This is a genomic window from Microbacterium sp. K27, assembly GCF_004794435.1.
Taxonomy (GTDB): Bacteria; Actinomycetota; Actinomycetes; order Actinomycetales; family Microbacteriaceae; genus Microbacterium; species Microbacterium maritypicum_A.
The window spans coordinates 50892-73804 of sequence record NZ_SSDK01000036.1 but is presented as its reverse complement, the minus strand read 5'-3'; the positions used below and the strand labels follow the sequence as shown (position 1 = coordinate 73804).

At 68.5% G+C, this 22913-nt stretch carries 23 protein-coding genes; 12 read left to right on the top strand and 11 right to left on the bottom strand.

The window, feature by feature from the left end; genetic code table 11:
* Positions 1 to 178: 178 nt before the first annotated feature.
* On the bottom strand, positions 179 to 1021 hold the full coding sequence (locus tag DW307_RS07650) for a helix-turn-helix transcriptional regulator (protein WP_029267430.1): 843 nt from the start codon (positions 1019 to 1021) through the stop codon (positions 179 to 181).
* Between the two features lie 109 nt (positions 1022 to 1130).
* On the opposite strand from DW307_RS07650, the gene arfB reads away from it, so the two are divergent.
* Positions 1131 to 1571 carry an alternative ribosome rescue aminoacyl-tRNA hydrolase ArfB gene (arfB, locus tag DW307_RS07645; protein WP_136024422.1) on the top strand — a complete coding sequence of 147 codons (441 nt, stop codon included), beginning with the start codon at positions 1131 to 1133 and terminating at the stop codon, positions 1569 to 1571.
* A 15-nt stretch (positions 1572 to 1586) separates the two neighbouring features.
* On the opposite strand, the gene DW307_RS07640 is transcribed toward arfB, so the two are convergent.
* On the bottom strand, positions 1587 to 2192 hold the full coding sequence (locus DW307_RS07640) for a TetR/AcrR family transcriptional regulator (protein WP_029267425.1): 606 nt from the start codon (positions 2190 to 2192) through the stop codon (positions 1587 to 1589).
* 70 nt (positions 2193 to 2262) lie between these two features.
* On the opposite strand from DW307_RS07640, the gene tet(42) reads away from it, so the two are divergent.
* Complete coding sequence (gene tet(42) / locus DW307_RS07635) at positions 2263 to 3549, top strand: tetracycline efflux MFS transporter Tet(42) (protein WP_240750548.1); 1287 nt, start codon at positions 2263 to 2265, stop codon at positions 3547 to 3549.
* Between the two features lie 3 nt (positions 3550 to 3552).
* Here the strand turns inward: tet(42) and DW307_RS07630 are convergent, their stop codons facing one another.
* The 5 genes from DW307_RS07630 to DW307_RS07610 form a co-directional block, all read right to left on the bottom strand.
* Positions 3553 to 4368 (bottom strand): nucleotidyltransferase domain-containing protein, encoded by an 816-nt coding sequence (locus tag DW307_RS07630; protein WP_031207988.1) that lies wholly within the window; start codon positions 4366 to 4368, stop codon positions 3553 to 3555.
* A 96-nt stretch (positions 4369 to 4464) separates the two neighbouring features.
* Positions 4465 to 6540: a bifunctional lysylphosphatidylglycerol flippase/synthetase MprF gene (locus tag DW307_RS07625; RefSeq protein WP_136024421.1), complete on the bottom strand. Its 2076-nt coding sequence runs from the start codon at positions 6538 to 6540 to the stop codon at positions 4465 to 4467.
* A 45-nt stretch (positions 6541 to 6585) separates the two neighbouring features.
* Positions 6586 to 7398: a tyrosine-protein phosphatase gene (locus DW307_RS07620; RefSeq protein WP_029260035.1), complete on the bottom strand. Its 813-nt coding sequence runs from the start codon at positions 7396 to 7398 to the stop codon at positions 6586 to 6588.
* Positions 7399 to 7488: 90 nt separating this feature from the next.
* The gene (locus tag DW307_RS07615) at positions 7489 to 8142 is read right to left on the bottom strand and encodes a DsbA family protein (RefSeq protein ID WP_029260036.1); all 654 of its coding nucleotides are present in this window, start codon (positions 8140 to 8142) and stop codon (positions 7489 to 7491) included.
* A gap of 73 nt (positions 8143 to 8215) precedes the next feature.
* Positions 8216 to 8641 carry a hypothetical protein gene (locus DW307_RS07610; RefSeq protein ID WP_021201146.1) on the bottom strand — a complete coding sequence of 142 codons (426 nt, stop codon included), beginning with the start codon at positions 8639 to 8641 and terminating at the stop codon, positions 8216 to 8218.
* 75 nt (positions 8642 to 8716) lie between these two features.
* On the opposite strand from DW307_RS07610, the gene DW307_RS07605 reads away from it, so the two are divergent.
* Genes DW307_RS07605 through DW307_RS07595 form a run of 3 tightly spaced genes read left to right on the top strand, consistent with a single transcriptional unit; the run spans position 8717 to position 11590 of the window.
* A complete protein-coding gene (locus DW307_RS07605; protein WP_021201145.1) occupies positions 8717 to 9067 on the top strand; it encodes a PLD nuclease N-terminal domain-containing protein in 351 nt (116 codons plus the stop codon).
* A 14-nt stretch (positions 9068 to 9081) separates the two neighbouring features.
* Positions 9082 to 10731 (top strand): 2-succinyl-5-enolpyruvyl-6-hydroxy-3-cyclohexene-1-carboxylic-acid synthase, encoded by a 1650-nt coding sequence (gene menD / locus DW307_RS07600; protein ID WP_136024516.1) that lies wholly within the window; start codon positions 9082 to 9084, stop codon positions 10729 to 10731.
* Between the two features lie 16 nt (positions 10732 to 10747).
* A complete protein-coding gene (locus tag DW307_RS07595; protein WP_136024420.1) occupies positions 10748 to 11590 on the top strand; it encodes a polyphosphate kinase 2 family protein in 843 nt (280 codons plus the stop codon).
* Between the two features lie 13 nt (positions 11591 to 11603).
* On the opposite strand, the gene DW307_RS07590 is transcribed toward DW307_RS07595, so the two are convergent.
* Positions 11604 to 12857 (bottom strand): isochorismate synthase, encoded by a 1254-nt coding sequence (locus DW307_RS07590; RefSeq protein ID WP_136024419.1) that lies wholly within the window; start codon positions 12855 to 12857, stop codon positions 11604 to 11606.
* A 56-nt stretch (positions 12858 to 12913) separates the two neighbouring features.
* On the opposite strand from DW307_RS07590, the gene DW307_RS07585 reads away from it, so the two are divergent.
* The 5 genes from DW307_RS07585 to DW307_RS07565 all read left to right on the top strand — a co-directional run bounded on the left by DW307_RS07585 (position 12914) and on the right by DW307_RS07565 (position 17816).
* Positions 12914 to 13477, top strand: coding sequence for a hypothetical protein (locus DW307_RS07585; protein ID WP_136024418.1), 564 nt, complete (start codon positions 12914 to 12916; stop codon positions 13475 to 13477).
* Positions 13474 to 14193, top strand: a complete 720-nt coding sequence (locus tag DW307_RS07580) for a class I SAM-dependent methyltransferase (RefSeq protein WP_029258220.1) — start codon at positions 13474 to 13476, stop codon at positions 14191 to 14193. The genes DW307_RS07585 and DW307_RS07580 overlap by 4 nt, the downstream gene beginning before the upstream one ends.
* Before the next feature lie 46 nt (positions 14194 to 14239).
* Complete coding sequence (locus DW307_RS07575; RefSeq protein ID WP_021201139.1) at positions 14240 to 15301, top strand: polyprenyl synthetase family protein; 1062 nt, start codon at positions 14240 to 14242, stop codon at positions 15299 to 15301.
* 62 nt (positions 15302 to 15363) lie between these two features.
* On the top strand, positions 15364 to 16737 hold the full coding sequence (locus DW307_RS07570) for an FAD-dependent oxidoreductase (RefSeq protein ID WP_029258219.1): 1374 nt from the start codon (positions 15364 to 15366) through the stop codon (positions 16735 to 16737).
* Positions 16738 to 16808: 71 nt separating this feature from the next.
* Complete coding sequence (locus DW307_RS07565; protein WP_029258218.1) at positions 16809 to 17816, top strand: alpha/beta hydrolase; 1008 nt, start codon at positions 16809 to 16811, stop codon at positions 17814 to 17816.
* A gap of 6 nt (positions 17817 to 17822) precedes the next feature.
* Here the strand turns inward: DW307_RS07565 and DW307_RS07560 are convergent, their stop codons facing one another.
* From DW307_RS07560 to DW307_RS07550, 3 genes are all read right to left on the bottom strand, one after another.
* Positions 17823 to 18455, bottom strand: coding sequence for a GntR family transcriptional regulator (locus DW307_RS07560; protein ID WP_021201136.1), 633 nt, complete (start codon positions 18453 to 18455; stop codon positions 17823 to 17825).
* A gap of 455 nt (positions 18456 to 18910) precedes the next feature.
* Positions 18911 to 19399, bottom strand: a complete 489-nt coding sequence (locus DW307_RS07555) for a YajQ family cyclic di-GMP-binding protein (protein ID WP_017829222.1) — start codon at positions 19397 to 19399, stop codon at positions 18911 to 18913.
* 13 nt (positions 19400 to 19412) lie between these two features.
* Entirely contained in the window at positions 19413 to 19844 is a 432-nt protein-coding gene (locus DW307_RS07550) for a hypothetical protein (protein ID WP_136024417.1), read from the bottom strand.
* 185 nt (positions 19845 to 20029) lie between these two features.
* Between DW307_RS07550 and DW307_RS07545 the strand changes: the two genes are divergently transcribed.
* Positions 20030 to 21238 (top strand): sugar ABC transporter substrate-binding protein, encoded by a 1209-nt coding sequence (locus DW307_RS07545; protein WP_029267389.1) that lies wholly within the window; start codon positions 20030 to 20032, stop codon positions 21236 to 21238.
* A gap of 69 nt (positions 21239 to 21307) precedes the next feature.
* The gene (locus DW307_RS07540) at positions 21308 to 22912 is read left to right on the top strand and encodes an ABC transporter permease subunit (protein ID WP_136024416.1); all 1605 of its coding nucleotides are present in this window, start codon (positions 21308 to 21310) and stop codon (positions 22910 to 22912) included.
* Position 22913 lies beyond the last annotated feature (1 nt).

The window sequence follows — 22913 nt, the reverse complement described above, 5'->3', positions numbered from 1 at the left end:
TTCGGGAAGGGGGGAGGGTGTTGCCGCGTCGACGCGGCGAGAAGTTAGGTAAGCATGCCCTAACAGAACGATGCTAGAACGCGGATCCTGCGCTCAGTGTCGCGGGAGCGACGACTTGTATCGCGGAACCGACAACGACGGTCGGATTCGCCGTCAGGGGATCAGGATCGCCCCGAGGTCACCGCCAGTACAGCTGGTGCGCCGCGTCGGCCTGCACGCGCGCCACGTGCTGCCGGGGGGTGAGCCCGAAGCGCTCCTTGAACGCGGCGGAGAAGGCGCTCGTCGTGGCGTAGCCGCAGCGGTGCGCGGCCGCACCGATCGGAGTGCCGTCGACGATCAGGCGCGCCCCGAGGGTCATCCGCACGCCGGTGCGCCACCGCCCGAAGCTCATGCCGACGTCGTTCTGGAAGATGCGCAGGACCGTACGCTCGTGGAGCCCGTGCGCGAGGAACAGCTCGATCGCACTGCGGGGGTCGCCGGGGTCGGCGAGAACGGCCTGCACGAGCGGGGCGACCCGCTCATCCGCCGGCATCGGCACCTCGCCCCATTCGCTCGCGGCCTCGGGAAGCGGCTGCTGCAGCATCTCGATGAGCACCGACTGGATGCGCACGCGCAGGTCGGTGGGCATGTCGTTGATGCCGAGGTGGAGCAGCATCTCCTGCACCGCGCGCGGCACCAGCACCCGTGTGATGTCGTCGATCGGGGCGATCAGCGATGAGTCGGGGATGTACGTGTAGCAGCCGGTCGAGTCGGGTTCGTGATGGGCCGTGTGCGGGGTGCGTGCGGGGATCCACACGCCCTGACCGGGAGCGAGGCGCCACCTCGTGTCCTGCAGGTGCACCCACACCGTGCCGCGATAGCACCAGGCCAGCATCGGGTCGGCGTGGCTGTGCGGAGGGGAGAGCGGGCGGGTGCCGGTGTCCTCGGCGGTGACCACGCCGGTGCCCATCAGATACGGCTCGTTCACGGTCGACGGATACGACGGGCTCGCTGCCCAGTCGTCCTGCCGGTATGAGTTCATTCGTGCTCCGCATGAGGCGGCGCCGACTGCTCGGGAAAACAGGTCCTGCCGCCCTCGCCATGCTATCCGGGTGAGGCGCGATGGCCCCGCGAGGCCCGATGATGGACACATGCCTTCCGCCCATCGCCCCGGTCTGCGGGTCTCGTCGGGTCTCACGATCCCCGAGGCTGAGTTGTCGTGGCGCTTCTCGCGGTCATCCGGGCCGGGGGGACAGGGCGTCAACACCGCGGATTCCCGCGCTGAACTGGTCTGGGATGCCGCGAACTCCGCGGTGCTCTCACCGCATCAGCGCGAGAGGCTGCTCGACCGACTGAGCGGTCGCCTGGTCGATGGAGTGCTGACGATCGCCGCGTCCGAGCACCGTGCCCAGTTGCGCAACAGGGATGCGGCGCGGGAGCGGCTCGTCGCCGTCGTCGCAGAGGCTCTGCGCCCGCCGGCACCACCGCGACGGCCGACGAAGCCGAGTCGGGGGTCGAAGGAGCGCCGGCTGAAGGCCAAGCAACGGCGCACCGACGTCAAGAGTCTGCGACGACGACCTCGCGACGACTGACCCGGCGCCGGAGAATCACCTGGCGAGACGCTCTTCGACAGGGTCCCAGCCACTCGCGAGCACCCGGAATCCCGCGTCCACCGTCTCGAGTGGATCTTCGCTGTCGTTGATCAGCAGTTGCATCTGCAGGACGAATCGGGCGTAGACGCGGATCTCGGCGACCGGCTCGGCGAGCCCGAGCTCGTCGGCGATGGCCGCGGCGAGGGCATCCTCGTGTCGGAGCCACATCTTCGCGGCATAATCGCGCAGGGCGGGTGTCTCGTTCAGGAAGCGCATGAACACGCGGGTGACGTCATCACCGTGCTCGTCGAAGTTCGCCCTGATCTCGGCGGCGAAGAAGTCGTGGATCGCGCGGTTGATCGTGCGTCCTGCGGGCCGGTCGCGCACGGCCGAGACCAGACGGTCGCGCTGTTCGTCGTCCTCGTCGAAGACGAGAGCCTCCTTCTGCGGGAAATGCGCGAACACGGTCGTAGGGGAGACGTCCGCCGCATCGGCGACCTCGCGGATGCTGACGTTGTCGAAGCCGCGCTCGAGGAACATCATCGTCGCGACGTCGGAGATCGCCTTGCGGGTCGCGGCCTTCTTGCGCTCGCGGCGTCCGAGGGGCTCTGAGTTCGTCATAACCGCAGTCTATCGTGGACCGAATACAAACCTGGCTTGACACCAAAACTGGTATCGATACACTTTCGGTATGACTTCACCCAACGTCCTCACGCGACGGGATCAGAACCGCGCGTGGATCATGCTCATCGTGCTCACGATGCTCACCGTCATCGGTATGACGGTCGTCCTTCCCGTCCTGCCCTTCGTCGTGCTGCAATACGTCTCGCACGAGAGCGACCTCGCCATCTGGGTGGGCGTGCTCGAGGCCGTCAACGGCCTCTGCGCCTTCCTGGTCGCCCCCTTCCTCGGCCGGCTCTCCGACCGCTTCGGTCGTCGACCCGTCATCATCGTCGCCGCGTTCGGCGCCGCATTCTCGATGGCGCTGTTCGGCATCGGCGGTGCGATCTGGGTCCTCGTGCTCGCGCGCGTGATCCAAGGCCTGACCGCGGGAGATCTCCCCGCCCTCTTCGCCTACCTCGCCGACATCACCCCGCCGGAACAGCGGGCGAAGCGCTTCGGTCTCCTCGGCGCTCTCACGGGAATCGGCACCATGGTCGGCCCGGGGATCGGCGGTCTGCTCGCCGCGGTGAGCATTCAGCTTCCCGTCTTCCTCACCTCCGCGGTCGCCCTCACGATCGCGATCCTCAGCATCTTCCTGCTTCCGGAGAGCCTCAAGCCCGGCAATCGCATCAGCGCCATCCGGCTGCGTGACGTGCAGCCGTTCGCGGTCTTCAAAGAGGCGTTCGGGCGCAAGGAGCTGCGCGGACTGATGATCGGCTTCGGTCTGCTCGCCCTGCCGTTCGGCTTCTTCGTGAACAACTTCAGCGTCCTCGCGCTGGACTCCATCCAGTGGGGGCCGACGCAGATCGGACTCCTGACCGCGGCCGTCGGCATCATCGACATCCTCATCCAGGGTGTGCTGCTCGGCATCCTGCTCCCGCGCATCGGTGAGCGCGGCGTGATCATCAGCGGCATCGTCGCGCAGATGGTCGGTCTCGCGGCGCTCGCCATCGTCGCGTCGATCTTCGCCCAGCCGTGGGTGTTCATCGTCGGTGCGCTCATGCTCGCTGCCGGCCAGGGAGCATCCCAGGCGGCGATGGACGGTGCCATGTCGAACGCGGTGGGCGACGACGAGCAGGGCTGGCTCGGCGGAGCGACGCAGTCACTGAACGCGGCCATGGGCACGGCCGCCCCGCTCATCGCGGGGGCGCTCTACGCGCTGGTCAGCCACGCCGCCCCGTACTGGCTCGGTGTCGCACTGATGATCGTCGCCGTGATCGTGGTCAGCCGCGCACACATCGCGAACACCGCGAAGCGCCCGGTCACCGATGGTGTGGGAGCGCCTCCGGTCGAAGCCGTCGAGACCGTCGGCTGAGCATCAGGTTGCGGGAGCTGCCGGACGCGGCAGCTCCCGCAGCCGCGTGATCGAGGCGAGCAACTCCTCCGGCGTCGTGCCGAGATTCCCGAGTGCCAGTGCCGCCGACGCGCTGAATCCCGCCGAGTCGATCGGGAGGCGTGCCACGTTCGGCACCAGCCCCTTCTCGTTCGTCACCCAGTTCCCGGCGGCGGCGTGCCAGGCGTGCGCGGTCAGCATGGCCGTCGTGGTTCCGCAGAGGGAGACGTATGCGACGTCTCCCGCCTTCGCGCCCTTCACGGCCGCGTTCAGCAGGAAGTCGACCTGCCAGAGGCTCGTGAGGAACGCCTCGCGCAGCGCCGCGGGATAGGGGGTGACGCTCCGTGCCAGACCGACCAGGAGTCCCTCCGGATCGCGAAGCGGCACGCTGGTGGCCACCTCGCCCGCATAGGCGACATCGAGGAAGCCGAGGGGGTGACCCGGTTGGGTATGGAAGGCGAACTCGCCGCGGACGGCGCGAGCGCATTGCTCTCCGACGCGGGTGACGTCGCGGAGGATGAGGTCGACCGGCACGCCGTCGACGATCAGCCAGGCGCCGCCGTCGACCCAGGGTCCCCATCCGCCGCGCTCGGCGACCTCGACGGGTTCGCCCGTCCACCCGCTCGCCACGCGCGCGATACCGGCGCGGTCGACATCCGAGTCCACGTAGAGCCCCAGATCGATGTCGGAGTCGGGTCGGTGCGTCCCGCGGGCGCGGCTGCCGCCCAATGCGACGGCACGCACGCCGGGAACCCGGCTCAGTTCGTCGGCCATCGAGCGGAGGCGGTCTTCATCGAGCACGACACCGATCGTACTCACGTGGTCTCACGCCGTCGCAGAACAGACGCCATCCGGAGATCGACCCACCCGACGCGTTCTCGGACGGCGTGGGCTCCGTCAGTCCTTCCCGCCCCGTACGAGTTCGAGCCCGGCACCCGCGAACTGGCGCAGCGTCGCATCCGGCAGGAACGCCCGCGTGAGTGCTCCACCGATGCGGGTGAGGTCGCTCTCGTCGCGGAAGAGGAGATACATGGTCTCGTACCGGGGGTGGAACTTCTGCTTGAACCGATGCAGCGACCCGAAGCCGTACACCGGTTCCAGCGCATCGGCCAGCCGGTCGCTGAGAGCGGCGATCATCCCGGCATCCGGCGGATAGTCGTGGGCGAGGGGCGCGCCGGAGAGCGACATGATCTGCGCGCCCTCCTCGGCGAACTGCTTGGCCGAGGAACCGATCAGATACTCCATGACGGGCCCGAAACCGCCTTCGCGGCGACGCATGAGGTCGAGGGTCCAGCCCCGCACCGCACCGTCGTCGCCGTACACCGGCAGCCAGGAGAGGAAACCGTCGACGTCGCCGTTGGGAGCGAGCGCCAGGGCGAGCCGCACCTCCGGATCCTCGGCCTCGTCTAGGGTGCCGAGCGTGAAGCGCATCTCGGGCAGGTCCTTGTCTCCGACCCAGGCCTCCGAGATCGCTCTGAGCTGCTGCTGCACACCCCACGGCTCCGCCTTGAGGTGTGTCATCCGGAAGGTCATCTCCTCGCGACCGGCCTTGTTCAGTGAGGTGCGCACCGAGTTCCAGCGCTTGCCCGTGAACTCCAGCCCCGGCAGGTCGACGATCGTGTCGTCGGCCACGACGATGCTGCGCCAGGTCGAGGGGGCGGCCGCCCGCGTGGCCTCATCCGCACTGAAGAAGCAGGGAACGAGGCCGGCGAGCTCCACGGCGTGGATGAAATCGTTCACGGCTTCGGCGCGTGTCTCCGCAGGGCCGATCGGGTCGGCCAGGGCCAGGGCGACGCCGTTGCGACGCTGGTACGCGACGATGCCGCCGGACACCCGGGCATAGCTGTTGCCCTCCCAGGTCGTCATCCACGAGAGCGTCCCGCCGCCATGAGTGCGCAGCTCGCGCTTCATGTCATCGACGTTCGGAGCAGGCTGGATGCCCAGCTTGGCGCGGCGCTTGGCTCGGAACGCGCGTCGCACCCACACCAGGTACACGAGCATGATGAGCCACAGGAAGCCGTTGGCCATCGCGAGCTCGGTCTCACCGTCCCAGCGCAGATCGAGCTCCGCCTGGCTCGTGATGATGATGAGGGTGAGCACCAGCGCGGCGCCCGAGACGTTGAACAGGCCGAGCAGGATCGCGAGCACCCACGCGAAGCGCCGCCCGCGACGGAGCCCGTTCACGAGCACGAGGATCACGACGAGGTCGATCGCGAGGTCGATGAATCCTCCCGACGCGGGATCGGTCGGTCCGAAGGGTCCGTCCGTGGGCAGGAAGGTCGTGATGATCTCGACGGCGCCCAGGACGAGGATCGCCACCACGGCGATCAGCCGCTGCTCGCGGACCGTCGTGTGCCGCACCCGCAGCGATCGGTCGACGACGAGGATCAGCAGCACCGCGAGCAGGTGCTCGAGGTCGGCGACCTTGCCCCAGAAGAGCATCGCGATGAACACGAAGCCGAGCAGGATGAGCCAGCCGCGCACCCGCCACGGCGGACGGAACAGGCCGACCGCGGCGGCGATGCACGCCATGGTGCCGCCCGATGCTCCCACGTCGAGCGCCTGGGCCTGCTCCGCCGCCCACGCCCACGGGAACTGCGAGAGCACGTACAGCAGCAGGGCGGTGGCGAAGATCGCGAACAGCTGACCGAGCCAGTAGTAGGCGAGCGCCACGCGCGATCCGCGACGGAACTCCAGGTAACCCATACCCCAGAAGCCTGCGATCGTGAACAGGTACACCCAGGGCTGGTTCACGAAGAACGTGCCGGTCAGGGGCGTCCACCACTTGCCGTCGGCGAGGTTCGGGAGCCCGTAGGCGACTGTCTGGAAGAGTGCGGTGTCCTCGAACGGCGCCCAGAGGCCGCTCCAGACGACCCCCACCGCGATGATCAGCAGCACCATCGTCAGCGTCGCCGGAATGCGCCGGACGACGGCCATCACCGGATGGGGAGAGGGGGAGTGCTCCTCGGTCATGCGCTCAGCGTAGCGAGGGCTGCGTCCGCACGGGCGCGGGCACTCCTACTCCCCGCGAAGCACTCGACGAAGGTCGGCGATCTCGTCGTCGGTCAGACCGCCGCTTCGCAGATAGCCCGCGACGTCGCCGTGGTTGTCGTCGATCCAGTCCATCGCAGCCTCGATGGCGGATGCCGGAGCCTCGGTCGCGAGCGTCTTCAGGGCCGGCGTGAGGGGGACGCCGAGCGAGGTGATCAGTGCGGTGAGGGCTTCGGCGAAACCCCGCGCCAGATTCTTCTCCGTCTGCGTGTAGTCCTCGACGATCGCCTCGCGAGGTGCTTCGGCGACGAGCAGCAGGATCGCGGCGGCGAGCCCCGTGCGGTCCTTGCCCGCAGTGCAGTGGAACAGCACGCCGGGTCGTTCGGTGCGCGAGGCTTCGAGCACCGTCCGCGCGATGGTCGCGAACGGGGTGGCGCTGGCCGCCAGGATCGAGACGTACAGCTCCTCCAACGTCGGCACCTGCTTCAGCACCTCGGCGACCTGGGTCACCGAGAGTCCCGCTCCGTTGGCTGCAGGGAGCAGCTGCTTCACCATCTCGTCCATCGCGCCGCCCTGCATGGGCAGAGTCAGGAGCGTCACGCTGCCGTCGTCGGGCAGGCGATCCGCGGCGCGTGCGCGTTCGCCCTCGGTGCGCAGATCGATCACGGTGCCGATGCGGAGGTCGGCCAGCGCCTGCATCCCCTCGTCGGTCAGCGCGGCGAGCGCGTCCGATCGGAAGAGCAGACCGGAGGCGAGCGTGCCGCCGCCCGAGGTCGGGATCCCGGCGAGTTCGCGGGCGTTGTGGGTCGTCTGCAAGGCGGTCGTGATGTCGATGGTCATTCTGGCCCTCTCCTGGGTATGCGGCCAGAATATCGGTGCGGCGGGACCGCGCGGCTTCGACACGGAAGCCGCGCGATCCGCCTTTCCATGTCAGCCGTTCACGGCCTTCTCGATGGCCTGTTCGAGGTCATCCCACTCCTGCAACACGATCTTCTCGCCGTCGATGAAGAACGTCGGCGTGCTGTTCACCCCGAGCTTCTCGCCGTCGGCCTTGTCGGACTGCACGCGCTCCGCGGTGGCCGGGTCGGCGATCGCGGCATCGTACGCGCCCATGTCGAGCCCGAGATCCTGGGCGAACCCGCGGAACACCTCGGGGGTCTCCTCGGGCTGCTCGCCCCACTGCGCCTGCGTCTCGAACAGACGGCGGTACATGTCCTCGAAGCGGTCCTGCTGCCCGGCGGCCTCGGCGGCCAGCGCGGCCTGGGTGGAGTTGATGTGCCCGGGCAGGGGGAAGTAGCGGACGACATACGTGATCTCGCCGTCGTACTTCTCCCTGAGGTCTTCGACGACGGGGTAGAACGCCCCGCACGCCTCGCACTCGAAGTCGAGGAACTCGACCACGGTCACGGCGCCCTCGCCCCCGTCGTCGAGCACATGGGAATCGGTGCGGACGGTCTGCTGCGGCTCTCCGCCCTCCGCGGGCGCGGCGGGTTGCTGTTGGCTGATCGCGAAGACGATTCCGGCGATCAGCAGGACGATGGCGACGGCAATGGCGATCAGGGTCGCTTTGACAGAGTTCTTCATGGGGTCTCCAGACACACGGGTACGACGAGGGAAGGGTGCCGCTTTCGGGCGGCTCGATGCGCGCGTCGGCGGGTCAGGTGCGGGAGATGGAGAGCTGCGTGAGAGTCAGGGCGGGGACGAAAGCGCGCGGACCCGCGCGACTCGGCGACACCGTGCGCGGGGCGCGGGTGCCGAGCGGCCGGGTGCCCCCGGCGAGCCGGCGGAACAGCAGGACCAGCGCGACGCCGCCGAGCACCGCGAGCAGGCAGATCCCGACACCGGAGCTGAGCACGTCGATCGTGGGCGCTGCCGCCGGGTCACCTGCCGTCGGGGCGGCAGCCGTCGACTCCGAGACGCCGGAGGCGAGACACAGCGTCGCATGCACATCGGCCGAACCCCGCGAGGTCGACCAGGCGCCGACCACGAGTAGGAGCGCGAGGCCGACGGCGGTGATCACCCGGGCGATCAGCATCCGCTCGGCCCGCGCTCGCGGCATCGGATCCGGCGATGAGGGCAGCATTTCCCGCGCAGTCTAGCAACGGCGCCTCTGTCCTCCCCGGGGCCGGGGAAGCCGTGGCGCGCCTACACTGGAGGGGTGGCGAGACTACTGATCGTCGGCGGCTTCCTCGCCGCCGTGTTCTGGGTGTTCAGCATCGTCGACTGCGCAGTGCAGCCGGCGACGCGGCACCGCGGTGTGTCCAAGCCCGTCTGGATCCTGATCGTGGTGCTCCTTCCCGTGATCGGAGGCATCCTCTGGTTCGTGATCGGCCGTCGACGTGCGAACGATCCCGGGGTCCGTCCGGTCGTCGCGCCCGACGACGACCCGGCCTTCCTGCGCAGCATCAGCAAGACCGAGCAGGATGCGCGCATCCGCCGCCTCGAAGAGGAGCTCGCCCGTCTGGACGAGGAGACCGACGAGCCTCCCGCCACGGACCAGCGCCCGTGACCCCGTCGCCGGCCATGGATGCTGCGGCATCCCTGATCGCCGACCTCGTCGCCCAGGGCGTGCGCCACATCGTGGTGTCTCCGGGCTCACGCTCGCAGGCCCTCGCGCTCGCCGCGGTACGGGCCGCCGATGACGGACACGTCCGGGTGCACGTCCGGATCGACGAGCGGGTCGCCGGCTTCACGGCTCTCGGAATCGCCCGTGAGACGGGCGTGCCCGCCGCTGTGGTGTGCACCTCGGGAACGGCCGTCGCGAACCTGCTGCCCGCGGTGATGGAGGCCTTCCACTCCGGGGTGCCGCTGCTGCTGCTCACCGCCGACCGGCCGCCCGAGCTGCGCGGGGTCGGTGCCAACCAGGCGACGCTCCAGGACGGCCTCTTCCATCCGTGGGTGCGTGACCAGCTGGACGCTCCGGTGCCCGGGGATGGCGACTGGTCGGGACTCGCTGCGCAGGCCGTGGCCGCGGCGATGGGGGCTCGCGAGGTCGAGAGCGGCCTTCGCGGGATCTCCGGACCCGTGCATCTGAACCTCCCGTCCCGGGAACCGCTCTCGGGCGATCTGCCCTCGATCGCCATCACCCCGGGCGAGGCGCCGGAGGCTCTGAGAAGCCCACCGTTCGAACTCGACCGCGGGCCGCGCACCGTCGTGGTCGCCGGGGCCGACGCCGGCCCCGATGCCGAGGAGATCGCGCACGTCGGAGGCTGGCCGCTGATCGCCGAGATCGTGAGCGGCGCGCGATTCGGACGCCAGATCGTACACGGCTACCGTCGACTGCTCGCGCGTGAGGATCTCGGCGGACGCGTCGAGCGGGTCGTCGTCCTCGGGCATCCGACACTCAGTCGTGAGGTCGCCGCACTCCTCTCGCGTCAGGATGTCGAGGTCGTGGCCGTGCACCGCGGCGGCGAGGAGCTGAACCTCAATCACCGTACGAGGGGGGTCGACGCCGTCGTCGTCGCTCCGGGCGTCGCGGATCGCAGCTGGCTCGGGGAGTGGATGCGAGCATCCGCGGCCGAGACCGTAGACCTGAGCGAGCGCGCCCCCGATCCGGAAGCGCTGGCGTCCTCCGATTTCGCGGCGCGCAGGCAAGCCGTGAGGGCCGAGCTCGACGCCGTCCGCCGTCCGCTCGATCGCGAGCTGCTCGTCGATGCCGTGTGGCGCGCCACCTGGCCGCACGACCGCCTGGTGTTCGGCTCCTCCCGGCTCGTCCGCGTCGCCGATCAGGTGCTCGGCGGCAAGAAGGTCCCCGTCCATGCCAACCGCGGTCTCGCCGGCATCGACGGCACGATCGCCACCGCGACCGGAGTCGCGATCGCGAGTCAGGCGGCCGGCGCCCCCGGCGTGACGCGGGTGCTGCTGGGCGACCTCGCCTTCCTGCACGACGTCGGCGCCCTGCTGCTGCCGCCTGACGAGACCGAGCCCCGGTTGCAGGTCGTCGTCGGCAACGATGGCGGGGGCACGATCTTCGACTCTCTCGAGGTCGCATCGTCAGCACGCCCCGGCGACCTCGATCGCGCCTTCTACACGCCGCACACGGTCCGCCTCGAGCACCTCGCCCTCGCGTACGGCTGGGAGTACCAGCGGGTCACCACCCGCACGGCACTGGATCAGGCCCTGACCTCGCCTCGTGGTGGACGTCAGATCATCGAGGTGCCACTGGCGCGTTGACTGGCAGGATGTGCGTATGAACGCGCACACCTGGACGCAGACGCTGCGAGTCGACGAGGGATTCCGTCTCGCCGACATCGACCCCGACGCCAAGCCCGGATACGACCACGGCAAGTCCCGCGGGGTCTCCGACCTCGCAGCCGGGCTCACCGACCTCAATGTGCTGCAGGAGCGGCTCTTCGCCGAGAGCCGGGCAGGGGTGGCGAAGGATGCGGTGCTGCTGGTGCTGCAGGCGATGGACTCGGCCGGCAAGGGCGGCATCGTGCGGCACGTCGTCGGCGGCGTCGACCCGCAGGGCGTCGCGCTCGCCGCGTTCAAGGCGCCGACGGCAGAGGAACGCGCGCACGACTTCCTCTGGCGCATCGAGAAGCGTCTGCCTGAACCGGGGTTCATCGGGGTGTTCGACCGCTCCCACTACGAGGATGTGCTGATCGGGCGTGTGCGCGAACTCGCCCCGCCGGACGAGATCGAGCGCCGCTACGACGCCATCAACGAGTTCGAGTCCCGGGTCGCGGCATCCGGCACCCGCATCGTCAAGGTCATGCTGCACATCTCACCGGAAGAGCAGAAGTCGCGGCTGATGGAGCGACTCGAGCGTCCGGACAAGCACTGGAAGTACAACCCCGGCGACGTGGACGAGCGCATGCTGTGGCCGCAGTACATGGAGGCGTACCAGACGGTGTTCGAGCGCACCTCGACCGAGGTGGCCCCGTGGCACGTGATTCCGGCGAACGCCAAGTGGTACGCCCGGCTGGCCGTGCAGGAACTGCTGCTCGCGGCCCTGGAAGACATCGACCCGCAGTGGCCACGTGCCGACTTCGATGTCGAGGCCGAGAAGAAGCGTCTCGCCGCCAGCTGAGGGTCGGCCGCGGTCAGGCCAGCGCGTCGACCAGGGGGCGGAACTTCACGCGCGTCTCGAGCAGTTCGCTCTCCGGGTCGGAGCCGGCGACGATTCCGGCGCCCGCGTAGGCCGTGACGCCGATCTCTCCCTGGCGCTCGGCGAACTGCGCGCAGCGCAGCGCGATCGCCCATTCGCCGTTGCCGGCGGCATCCACCCAGCCCACGGGGCCGGCATAGCGCCCGCGGTCGAAGGGTTCGAGCTCGCGGATCGCGTCGATCGCCGCCGGTGTCGGCGTGCCGGCGACGGCGGCGGTCGGATGCAGTGCCCGCACCAGGTCGAGCGCGCTCTCCCCATCGGCCAGCTCGCCCTCGACGTCGGTGGCCAGATGGAACAGATTCGGCAGCTTCAACAGGAAGGGCTGTTCGCTCGCCGCCAGCGCCCGGGTGTGGGATCGGAGCGAGGCGAGCACGCTCTGCACGGCGTACTGGTGTTCGTCGAGGTCTTTGACGCTCGACGCGAGGTGAGCGGATGCGGCGGTGTCGGCGTCGGCGTCCGCGCCACGGCCGATCGTCCCCGCCAGCACCCGTGCGGTGACGGTTCCGTCGTGCACGGTGACGAGCGTCTCCGGGCTCGCACCGATCAGCCCGTCGACGGCGAACGCCCACGTGTCGGGGTAGCCGGTCGAAAGGGCGCGCACGAGCCGACGCAGGTCGGAGCCTGCCGGGATGCTCCCGGTGAGGTCGCGGGCCAGCACGACCTTGCTCAGGTCGCCGTCGGCGATGCGGGCGAGGGCGCGGCGCACCGAATCCTGGTATCCCTGCGGGCTCTGCGCTCCTGGGCCGACGGTGCCGGCCCAGTGCGGGCCGTAAGGCTGGGTGACGAGCTCGTCACGGTCGTCCGGAGCGCCGGCGAGGCGGAGCGTGGTGCGCCAGAACCGGTCGCCGTGTCGCCCCACCACCTGCGTGGGCACCACGAGCACGCTGTCCGCGGCCGAGTCCTCGTCGAACGCGAATGCCCCGAAGGCCACGAGCCCCGTGCCCGGGAGGCCCATCGGGTCGGAGATGTCGGACTGCGCCGCCATGGTGCGCCAGGCAGCCGCGAGGGTCTCGACGCGTGACGTTCCCGCTTCGACCGCGGGACGGATCTCCGTGAGCGGTCGGCCGACGGCGACGATCCCGTCTCCGCGGCGCAGCCAGGCAAGAGGGCGGGCGGGGTCCGCGTAGGCCAGGAGGTCTTCGACCGGGTCGATCTCGCGGGTCTCCACGACCAGGTGGGTGGTGTGCACGTCTCCAGCCTATGCCGCTCAGGGCGCGTGGATCCGCGTGGTCGTAGGGTGAGCGGATGAGCGACGCACGTCCTGCACCCGGCACCGAGATGGTCTTCCAATGGCGCAAATGGGATGGCTCGCCGCACTGGCGGCACGAGTGCGTCTATCTCGGCGCCGACGAGTGGGGTGACTGGATCGGGCAGCCCGTCGGTTGGCACAGTGTGCGCCCCGGCGCCGAGTTCCACGCGGGCGGTCCGAACGTCACCCTGGTCCCGTCGAGCGGTGACCATGCGCTCACCGTCAATCGCCGTCACCGCAAGGGCATGCGCATCTACATCGATCTGGGGTGGGACATCCGCTGGTCCGATGATCCGCTGCTGGCGACCGGGATCGACATGGACCTCGACGTGGTGCGCGTGGAAGGGGAACGGGGAACGTGGGTCGACGACCGCGACGAATGGGCCGACCACAGTGCCCGTTACGGCTACCCGACCGATGTCATGGCGCATCTGGAAGCCCTCGCGCTCGACCTCGAGGAGCGGGTGCGGGCCCGGGTCGCGCCGTTCGACGATGCGACCGCCGATCCCTGGCTCGACCGCCTCGAAGCGCTGGGCCTCGCGCCTAGACTGAACTCGTGACCTCGAACGAGAAGAACCGCGCCGATCTCGGCAAGGACCCCGCCCGCGTCAGCGGCATGTTCGACCAGGTCGCCGCAGGGTACGACCGGACGAACACCGCGATGACCTTCGGCAACGACGTGCTGTGGCGTGCGGCGACCACCCGAGCGGTCGCTCCGAAGCCGGGGGAGCGGATCCTCGACCTGGGGGCGGGCACGGCCTCGTCATCGGCGTCCCTTGCGCGGAGCGGTGCCGAGGTGGTCGCGGCCGATTTCTCTCCCGGCATGCTCGCCGAGGGCGAGCGCCGGCACGGCGCCATGCGCAACCTGTCGTTCGTGCAGGCCGATGCCACGGATCTTCCGTTCCCGGATGCGACGTTCGACGCGGTCACGATGTCGTACGCGCTGCGCAACGTGAACGATCCGAAGAAGGCGCTGAGCGAGCTCTACCGCGTGACCAAGCCCGGAGGGCGACTCGTGATCAACGAGTTCTCGACCCCGCCGGGAAAGCTCTTCCGCAGTGCCTACCGCTTCTACAACGCCCAGGTGCTCCCGCGGGTGGCCCGCGTCGCCGGTACGAACGGCGACGCCTACGACTATCTGAACGAGTCGATCCGCGAGTGGCCGGACCAGAAGCGGCTCTCCGCCTGGATCCGCGAGGCGGGCTGGAGCGACGTCGCCTACCGCAATCTCTCGTTCGGCATCGTGGCCCTGCACAGAGCGCGCAAGCCGGAGTGAGTCTCTCGGGCGAAACCTCGACATCCGACGAAGGTAGGCTGAGAACGTGACTTCGAGCCCCATCGCCCCGGGTTCGCGACTGGCGAGCCGTCTCGGCTTCAGCGATCGCGTCTTCATCGGCCCTGCCGCCCGACGTGTCGCGCGCGCCATCGAAGACGGGCTGGAGCTCGTCGAGACCGGCCTGGCCGACGACGTCCGCGTCGCCGACCCGCTGGCCGACGCCGCCAGCCGTTACCTGTACGAGGCGGGCGGCAAGCGCATCCGTCCCGTGCTCACGCTCCTCGCCGCGCAGCTCGGCGACGGCAACACCACCGAGGTCATCGACGTCGCGAAGGCCCTCGAGATCACGCATCTCGGCTCGCTGTACCACGACGACGTGATGGACGGTGCCGACCGCCGCCGAGGGGTTCCCGCCGCGCATGCCGTGTGGGGCAACAACATCGCGATCCTCACGGGCGACATCCTGTTCTCCCGCGCCAGCCAGCTGATGTCGCGGCTGGGGGAGCGTGCCATCCGTCTCCAGGCCGACACGTTCGAGCGTCTGGTGCTCGGGCAGATGCACGAGACCCTGGGACCGCAGGACGGCGACGACCCGATCGAGTTCTACATCCAGGTGCTCGCCGACAAGACGGGCTCCCTGATCGCCGCGGCCACGCAGGGCGGGGTGATCTTCTCCAACGCTCCCTCGGAGTACGAGGAGCCCCTGCGCGTGTACGGCGAGAAGATCGGAGTCGCGTTCCAGTTGCTCGACGACGTGATCGACCTCTCCGCGAAGCCCGAGGAGACCGGCAAGGTGCCGGGCACCGACCTGCGCGCCGGCGTTCCGACGATGCCGTATCTGCTGCTCAAGGCGGAGGGGGACGAGGCGTCGATCGACCTCGCGGCGCGCATCGATGACGGCGTCGCCCTCATCGCCGACGGCGCGGACCCGGCCATCCTCGACGGCCCGTTGGACGAGTTGCGCGACCACGTCGTGACGCAGAAGACCCTCGAGCTCGCCCACGCGTGGACGCGCGACGCCGTCGACGCTCTCCGACCTCTCCCGCGCGGAACCGTGCGCGAGGCGCTGACCCGATTCGCTGAGACCCTCGCCGAACGCTCCAGCTGACTCCGCGCGGCGGCCCTTCGGGCCGCGGGCACCGGCTGCGACGGCATACGAAAGGACCTCCCATGACCAAGCTCAGACTGGCCATCGTCGGTGCGGGCCCCGCCGGCATCTACGCGGCGGACATCCTGCTGAAGGCGGAGCGCAAGTTCGACGTCTCGATCGACCTGTTCGAACAACTCCCCGCGCCGTACGGACTGGTGCGCTACGGCGTCGCCCCTGACCACCCCCGCATCAAGGGCATCATCACCGCCCTTCGCGACGTGCTGGACCGCGGTGACATCCGCCTGTTCGGCAACGTCCGCTTCGGCGAGGACATCACCCTCGAAGACCTCAAGAAGCACTACAACGCGGTGATCTTCGCGACCGGTGCGATCCGCGACACCTCGCTCGACATCCCCGGCATCGATGCCGTCGCCTCGTACGGGGCGGCGGACTACGTCAGCTGGTTCGACGGCCACCCCGACGTGCCGCGTGAATGGCCGCTCGACGCCGCTTCCGTCGGCGTGCTCGGCAACGGCAACGTCGCGCTCGACGTGGCCCGCATGCTGGCCAAGCACGCGGAGGACCTGCTCGTCACCGAGGTGCCGGCCAACGTCTACGAGGGCCTCAAGGCCAGCGAGATCACGGATGTGCACGTGTTCGGGCGGCGGGGGCCGGCGCAGGTCAAGTTCACCCCGCTCGAACTGCGCGAGCTCGGCGAGCTGCGCGACGTCGACATGGTCGTCTACGACGAGGACTTCGACTACGACGATGCCGCCAAAGACGCCGTCGCCAGCAACAAGCAGGTCATGGTCATCGATCGCATCCTGCAGTCGTGGCGCAAACGGGATTCGGTCAACAACGCCGGAGGCACGGCATCGCGCCGTCTGCATCTGCACTTCTGGGCGAAGCCGGTCGAGGTCCGCAAGGACGAGAACGGTCGCGTCGCGGCTCTCGTGTACGAGCGCACCCGGCCCGACGGCCAGGGTGGCGCGGTCGGCACCGGCGAGTTGCGCGAGGTGCCCCTGCAGGCTCTCTACCGTGCCATCGGCTACTTCGGATCCCCGCTTCCCGGCGTTCCGTTCGACAAGAAGCACGGGGTGATCCCGAACCGCGAGGGCCAGGTCCTCGCGAAGGACTCGAACGACCGCGTGCCCGGCATCTACGCGACCGGATGGATCAAGCGCGGCCCGGTCGGGCTGATCGGGCACACGAAGTCCGATGCGATGGAGACCGTGCGCCACATCATCAACGATCAGGGTTCCTGGTGGCACCCGGAGGACCCCTCGGAGGAGGCGATCGTCGAACTCCTGCAGGAGCGCGGTGTGCGCTGGACCGACCTCGATGGCTGGCACCGCCTCGACGAGCACGAGATCGCTCTCGGCGCCCCGGAGGAGCGCGCCCGCGTGAAGGTGGTCCCGCGCGACGAGATGGTCCGCGTCTCGCGCGGCGAATAGCGCGGTCGCGGTCGGCCTTCCCCCGACCGGTCGCGCTCTCGGCTAGCCTGGCGACGACGGGGGAGGAACGCATGGCCGAGTGGATCCCTGATGTCCTGGGCGACGAGTTCGAGCAGCTGACGCTGGATCTCGGCACGGACGATCAGGGCCCCGTGGTGGCGACTCTGGTGCGTGCGCTGCCGAAGAGGCCCGGTCTGTGGGCGCGGGCGAGCGGCAATCGTCCGCCTCTCGACGGAGTCGATGTGCTGTACGTGCACGGTTGGTCCGACTACTTCTTCCAGAAGCGGCTCGCTCGATTCTGGACGTCTCGGGGGGCCCGCTTCTTCGCCCTCGACCTGCGGAAGTACGGTCGCAGCCTCCGCGACGGGCAGACCCCGGGCTACATCGCCGACCTCGCCATCTACGACGAGGACATCGGGGCAGCGCTGGATGCGATGGGTCGAGGTGAGGGCGGCCTCGAATCCGATCGACGACTCGTTCTTCTCGGGCATTCCACGGGCGGCCTGACGTTGAGCCTGTGGGCTTCCCGGCACCCGGGCGCGGCCGACGCGGTGATCCTCAACAGCCCCTGGCTGGAATTCCAGTTCGCGCCGGCGAGGGCCGCGATCGCGCCGATGGTCGAGCTGCAGGCGCGTATCCGGCCGATGGAGGCCGCACCGCAGATCGACCTCGGCTTCTACACCCGCGCGCAGCAGGAGGTCGCCGATCCGGACGACCCGATGGAGGTCAACCCGGTGTGGCGTCCCGCGCAGACCATGGCGGTGTACGCGGGGTGGCTGCACGCCGTGCTCTCCGGGCACAAGACGGTGGCCGCGGGGCTGTCGATCACCGCACCGGTATGTGTATTGCTCTCGGCACGATTCGTGCCGCCGACGCGCTGGTCGAACGATCTCACCTCCGCCGACTCGGTGCTGGTGGTCGACGACATCGCGCGTGCGGCACTCCGCCTCGGTCCCAGTGTGACCGTCGAGCGCATCGACGGCGCGCTCCACGACGTCTTCCTCTCCCGACACGACGCGCGGGAGGACGCCTACCGGCGCTTGGACAGATGGGTCACGGGTTGGCGCGCGGCGCTGTGACGGGGCTCACAGGTAGTACATCGCCCTGACCAGGCGTTCGGCTCCATCGCCGTCGGCATCGCGCACGGCGTCGCGGAAATCGTCGTAGACCTGCCCCATCCGCGCCCGATCGGACGCGGGAACCACCCAGTCCCGAAGGTTGCGGAAAAGCACCATGCTCGCATCGTCGATCAGTGTGCGATGCTGCTCGTTGCCGCTGTGCGAGCCCAGGTACGAGAACACGGCCCAACGGGCGCCGGAGGTCGTCGCCAGGTCGTCCAATGACGCATTCATCGCGGCGACGAGCGTGATGACATGCTCGCGCTGAGCCGCCGTGAGCCTCGGCACCGCCAGTCGCGCCGCGATTCCGGCCTGATACCCCGCGAACTCGAGCGACTGCGCCATCGTCTCGGGCGTCACCGCCGTGACCTCGGTGTACCGGCTCGGGTACATCGTGACCATTCCCAGTCGCTCCAGGCGCTGAAGCGCCTCTCGAACAGGTGTGCGCGACACATGCAGCTCTTCGGCGACGTCGACATCGCGGATGCGCTCACCCTCTGCCAACGTGCCGTCGATGATCTGCCTTCCGATGTGGTGGAAGACCTCCTCGGCCAAGAGCTGCTTGCTCTCTCCGATGTTCGTCGATCCGATACTCGCCATGGACCTGCCCCCAGTTGTCCTTCTGATCCCGAGCGCCCCATGATTCGCCCGGGAGGGCAACTACATCATGAAGTCGCATCGGATGCCAACAGCCCCACCCGAGTCCGCGAACCGCGTGGGGGCGCGCAGCGTGACTCAGGTGGGCTCTTCTTACTCGCGGTCTTCTTGCTCGCGGTTCCGTGGCCGGCGGATGCAGGGCATCCGCCGGCCACCGAAGACGCGAGCGCATGGAACTGCCGCGGCCTCGTCCCCACGAGGGCAAGCTCGCAATCCCGAGATCGCGTAGCCCTACGACGGCAGTGCGTCATGCGGCGTTCGCGTCATCGGTCGCATTGAGTCGACCACTCCCAGTCTTGGGCACCGCAACCCATATATCGGTATGCAATCCAACAATGACGAGAGAGGGGGCCGAGTGCGCTGCACCCGACCCCCTCCCCGCGACGTGTCGCGGCGGCTTACCGGTAGTTGATGAACTGCAAGTCGAGATCGAGGTCGGCACCCTTGAGCAGTGCGATGACCGACTGCAGGTCGTCCCGGCTCTTGGATTGCACGCGCAGCTCGTCGCCCTGGATCTGGCTCTTGACTCCCTTGGGGCCTTCGTCGCGGATGATCTTGTTGATCTTCTTCGCGTTCTCCGAGGAGATGCCGTCCTTGAGTGTCGAGACGATGCGGAACTCCTTGCCGCTGGCGAACGGGTCGCCCGACTCGAGGCTCTTCAGGGAGATGCCCCGCTTGATGAGCTTGGACTGGAACACGTCGAGCACGGCCTTGGCCCGCTCCTCGGTGTTCGCGATGATGAGGATGCTCTCGCCGCTCCAGGCGATCGACGCACCGGTGCCCTTGAAGTCGTAGCGCTGCTCGATCTCCTTGCGGGCCTGGTTCAGGGCGTTCTCCGCCTCCTGGTGGTCGACCTTCGAGACGATGTCAAATGAACTGTCAGCCATGGTTTCATCCTACTCAGGGGCTCAGCGCGTACACATTGTCGGAGATCCGGGTGGCTCCGTCCGGGGCGGGGTAGTCGTCCGGAACGGTCACGAAATGGCCGGCGGGGCCGCTCATCTCGACGGGGCCGCCTTCGCTGCCGCACCCCATGATCCCTGCGGTCTCGTCCCGATAGGCGAGTATGCAGACAGAGCCCTGATCCACCCCGCGCAACAGCCAGAGCGAGCTGCCGGAATGCTCGCCGACGTACCGCGCCGACGAAAGGTCGGCGATGTCTGCGGGGTCCTGCTCGATGAACGCGTCCGGAAGGGCGTCTGCGCCTTCGGCTTCACGGTCCAGAACGGCGTAGCCGGTGGCGAACGCGGTGCACCCGCTGAGGACAGCAGCGGAGAACGCCAGGACGATCCCTGCCGTCATCCGCGCGATGCGAAGCGAACCATCAGCCATGTCGGCAGTCTACGGGGCGACCTCTTCTCTGCAGGTGGAAGCGTTTTCACACCTGACGGGCACCCTTCTCTCGGTCACGGGTTGATATCGACGCCCACTCTCATTGCAAACAGCGTCGATTTCGATGCATACTGTAAGCGCTTGCAGTCCTTGCAGGTGATCAGCACTGAGAGAGGCACACACCAATGAAGGTGAACAAGAGGGGCATCGTCGCCGCGGGCGCGATCGCCATCGTTTCGACTCTGACGCTTGCCGGCTGCTCCACGGGGACCAGCAGCGACGACACCTCGGGCTCCGACGACAGCGGGAAGCTGGTCGTCTGGGTCGATGCCGAGCGCGTCGATGCACTGCAGGGCGCGGCAGACGCCTACCAGGAGAAGACCGGCGTCAAGGTCGAGCTCACGGGCAAGTCGGTCGACGACATGAAGGACGACTTCATCCAGCAGGTCCCGACCGGCAAGGGCCCCGACATCGTCATGGGCGCGCACGACTGGCTGGGCGAGCTCTCCACGAACGGAGTGGTCGCGCCGATCGAGCTGGGTGACAGCTCCGAGGACTACCTCCCCGTCGCCCTGCAGGCCGCCACCTACGATGGCACCGTCTACATGCTTCCGTACGCCGTCGAGAACATCGCGGTGCTCCGCAACGCCGATCTCGTCCCCGCCGCGGCGACCAGCTTCGACGACATGGTCTCGAAGGGCACGTTCGTCGTGGAGCAGGGGACCGAGGGCAACCCGTACCACCTGTATCCGTTCCAGACCGCTTTCGGGGCCCCGGTGTTCGGCACCGATGACACCGGCAGCTACGACTCCACCGACCTCCAGCTGGGCAGTGCGGGCGGCTTCGCCTTCGCCGACTGGCTGGGCGCACAGGGCGCAGCGGGCGTGCTGAACACCGACGTCGACGGCGAGATCGCCAAGCAGCAGTTCCTCGACGGCACCGCGGCCTTCTGGCTGACCGGTCCGTGGAACGTGGGCGCGGCCACCGACGCGGGCATCAACGTCGCGATCGACCCGATCCCGAGCCCGACCGGTGAGACCGCCTCGCCGTTCGCCGGCGTCAAGGGCTTCTTCGTGAGCTCCGAGTCGAAGAACAAGGTCGCGGCCAACGACTTCCTCGTCAACTACATCGGCACCGAAGACGTGCAGCTCGAGCTGTTCAAGGCCGGCAACATCCTGCCCGCCCTGACCGCTGCCGCCGACACCGCGGCTGCCGATCCGATCATCGCCGGCTTCCAGGCCGTCGGCGCCGACGCCGTCCCGATGCCCGCCATCCCGGCCATGGGTGCGGTCTGGCAGTACTGGGGCGTGGCCGAGGCCGCGATCATCAACGGCGAGGACCCGACGACGACGTGGCAGAAGCTCGTCGACGACGTGACCGCCGCGATCAAGTAACAGCCAGAACACTGACTCTGCCGGGGTGGGCGTCTTCGTCCGCCCCGGCAGGATCATGACGAGGACGACATGACAGACACCGACGAGCGCACAGCTCCTCCGACCAGACGCCAGCGCCAGGCCGCGAAGATCGCGGAGGCCGCATCCGGACCCATCGGCTGGATGCTGCTGAAGATCCTCCTGCTGGCGGTGGTCGACGCGATCGCGCTGTATGCGGCCTTCGTGCTCTTCGCCCACCAGGAGTGGTTGATCCTCGGCATTGTCGTCGTGGTCGCCGTCCTCGTCAACTACATCTACTTCTCCCGCAAGCGCATCGCGGCGAAGTACCTCACGCCGGGCATCATCTTCCTGGTCGTGTTCCAGGTCTTCACCCTGCTCTACACCGGTTACATCGGGTTCACGAACTACGGCACGGGTCACAACGGGACCAAGGACCAGGCGATCTCCTCGCTCCTCGCATCGGCCCAGGAGCGGGTCGAGGATTCGCCGACCTACCCCGTCACGGTGGTCGAGCAGTTCGGCACCTACGGGCTGCTCGCGACCGATCCGGAGTCCGGCGACGCGCTGCTCGGCACCGCGGAGCAGCCCCTGGAAGAGGTCGACGCCCGGTTCGAGGGCGGGAAGGCCGTCGCGGTCGACGGCTGGACCACGCTCCCGCTCGCGACCGTCTTCACCCTCTCCGAAGAGCTGGAGAAGCTCTCGGTCCCCTTCAGTGATGATCCGAACGACGGCAGCCTGCGGGCTCCCGACGGGCAGAAGGGCTATCTGTACGTCTCGACGCTCGAATACGACGAGGCCGCGGACACCATCACCGACACCACCACCGGCACCGTGTACGCGGACACCGGTGACGGAGCCTTCACGGCCGAAGGCGGAGAGCAGCTCCTCCCCGGATGGCAGACGACGGTCGGGTTCGACAACTTCGTTCGCGCGGTGACCGACTCGTCGATCCGCGGCCCGCTCATCTCGGTCACGCTGTGGACCTTCGCGTTCGCGCTGATCTCTGTCGCGACGACGTTCTTCCTCGGACTCCTGCTCGCGCTCGTCTTCAACAACACCCGCATGCGATTCCGCAACGGATACCGGATCATCCTCATCCTCCCGTACGCGTTCCCCGCGTTCCTCTCCGCGCTGGTCTGGGCCGGGATGATGAACGAGAGCTTCGGCTTCATCAACCAGGTGATCTTCGGCGGGGCCGCGATCCCGTGGCTCACCGACCCGGTGCTCGCGAAGGTGTCTGTGCTGCTGGTGAACCTGTGGCTCGGCTTCCCGTACATGTTCCTCGTCTGCATGGGCGCCCTGCAGGGCATCCCCGAGGATGTGAACGAAGCCGCGGTGATGGACGGCGCGAACCCGTGGCAGGTCTTCCGGCGGATCAAGCTGCCGCTGCTGCTGGTCACCGTCGCGCCGCTGCTGATCTCGTCGTTCGCGTTCAACTTCAACAACTTCAACCTGATCTACATGCTCACCAATGGCGGTCCGCGCTTCAGCGACGTGTCGATCCCCGTCGGGCACACCGACATCCTGATCTCGATGGTCTACAAGGTCGCCTTCACGGGGCAGACGCGCGACTACGGTCTGGCGTCGGCCTTCACGATCCTGATCTTCATCGTGGTGGCCACGATCTCGATCATCAGCTTCCGCAAGACCAAGGCCCTCGAGGAGCTGAACTGAC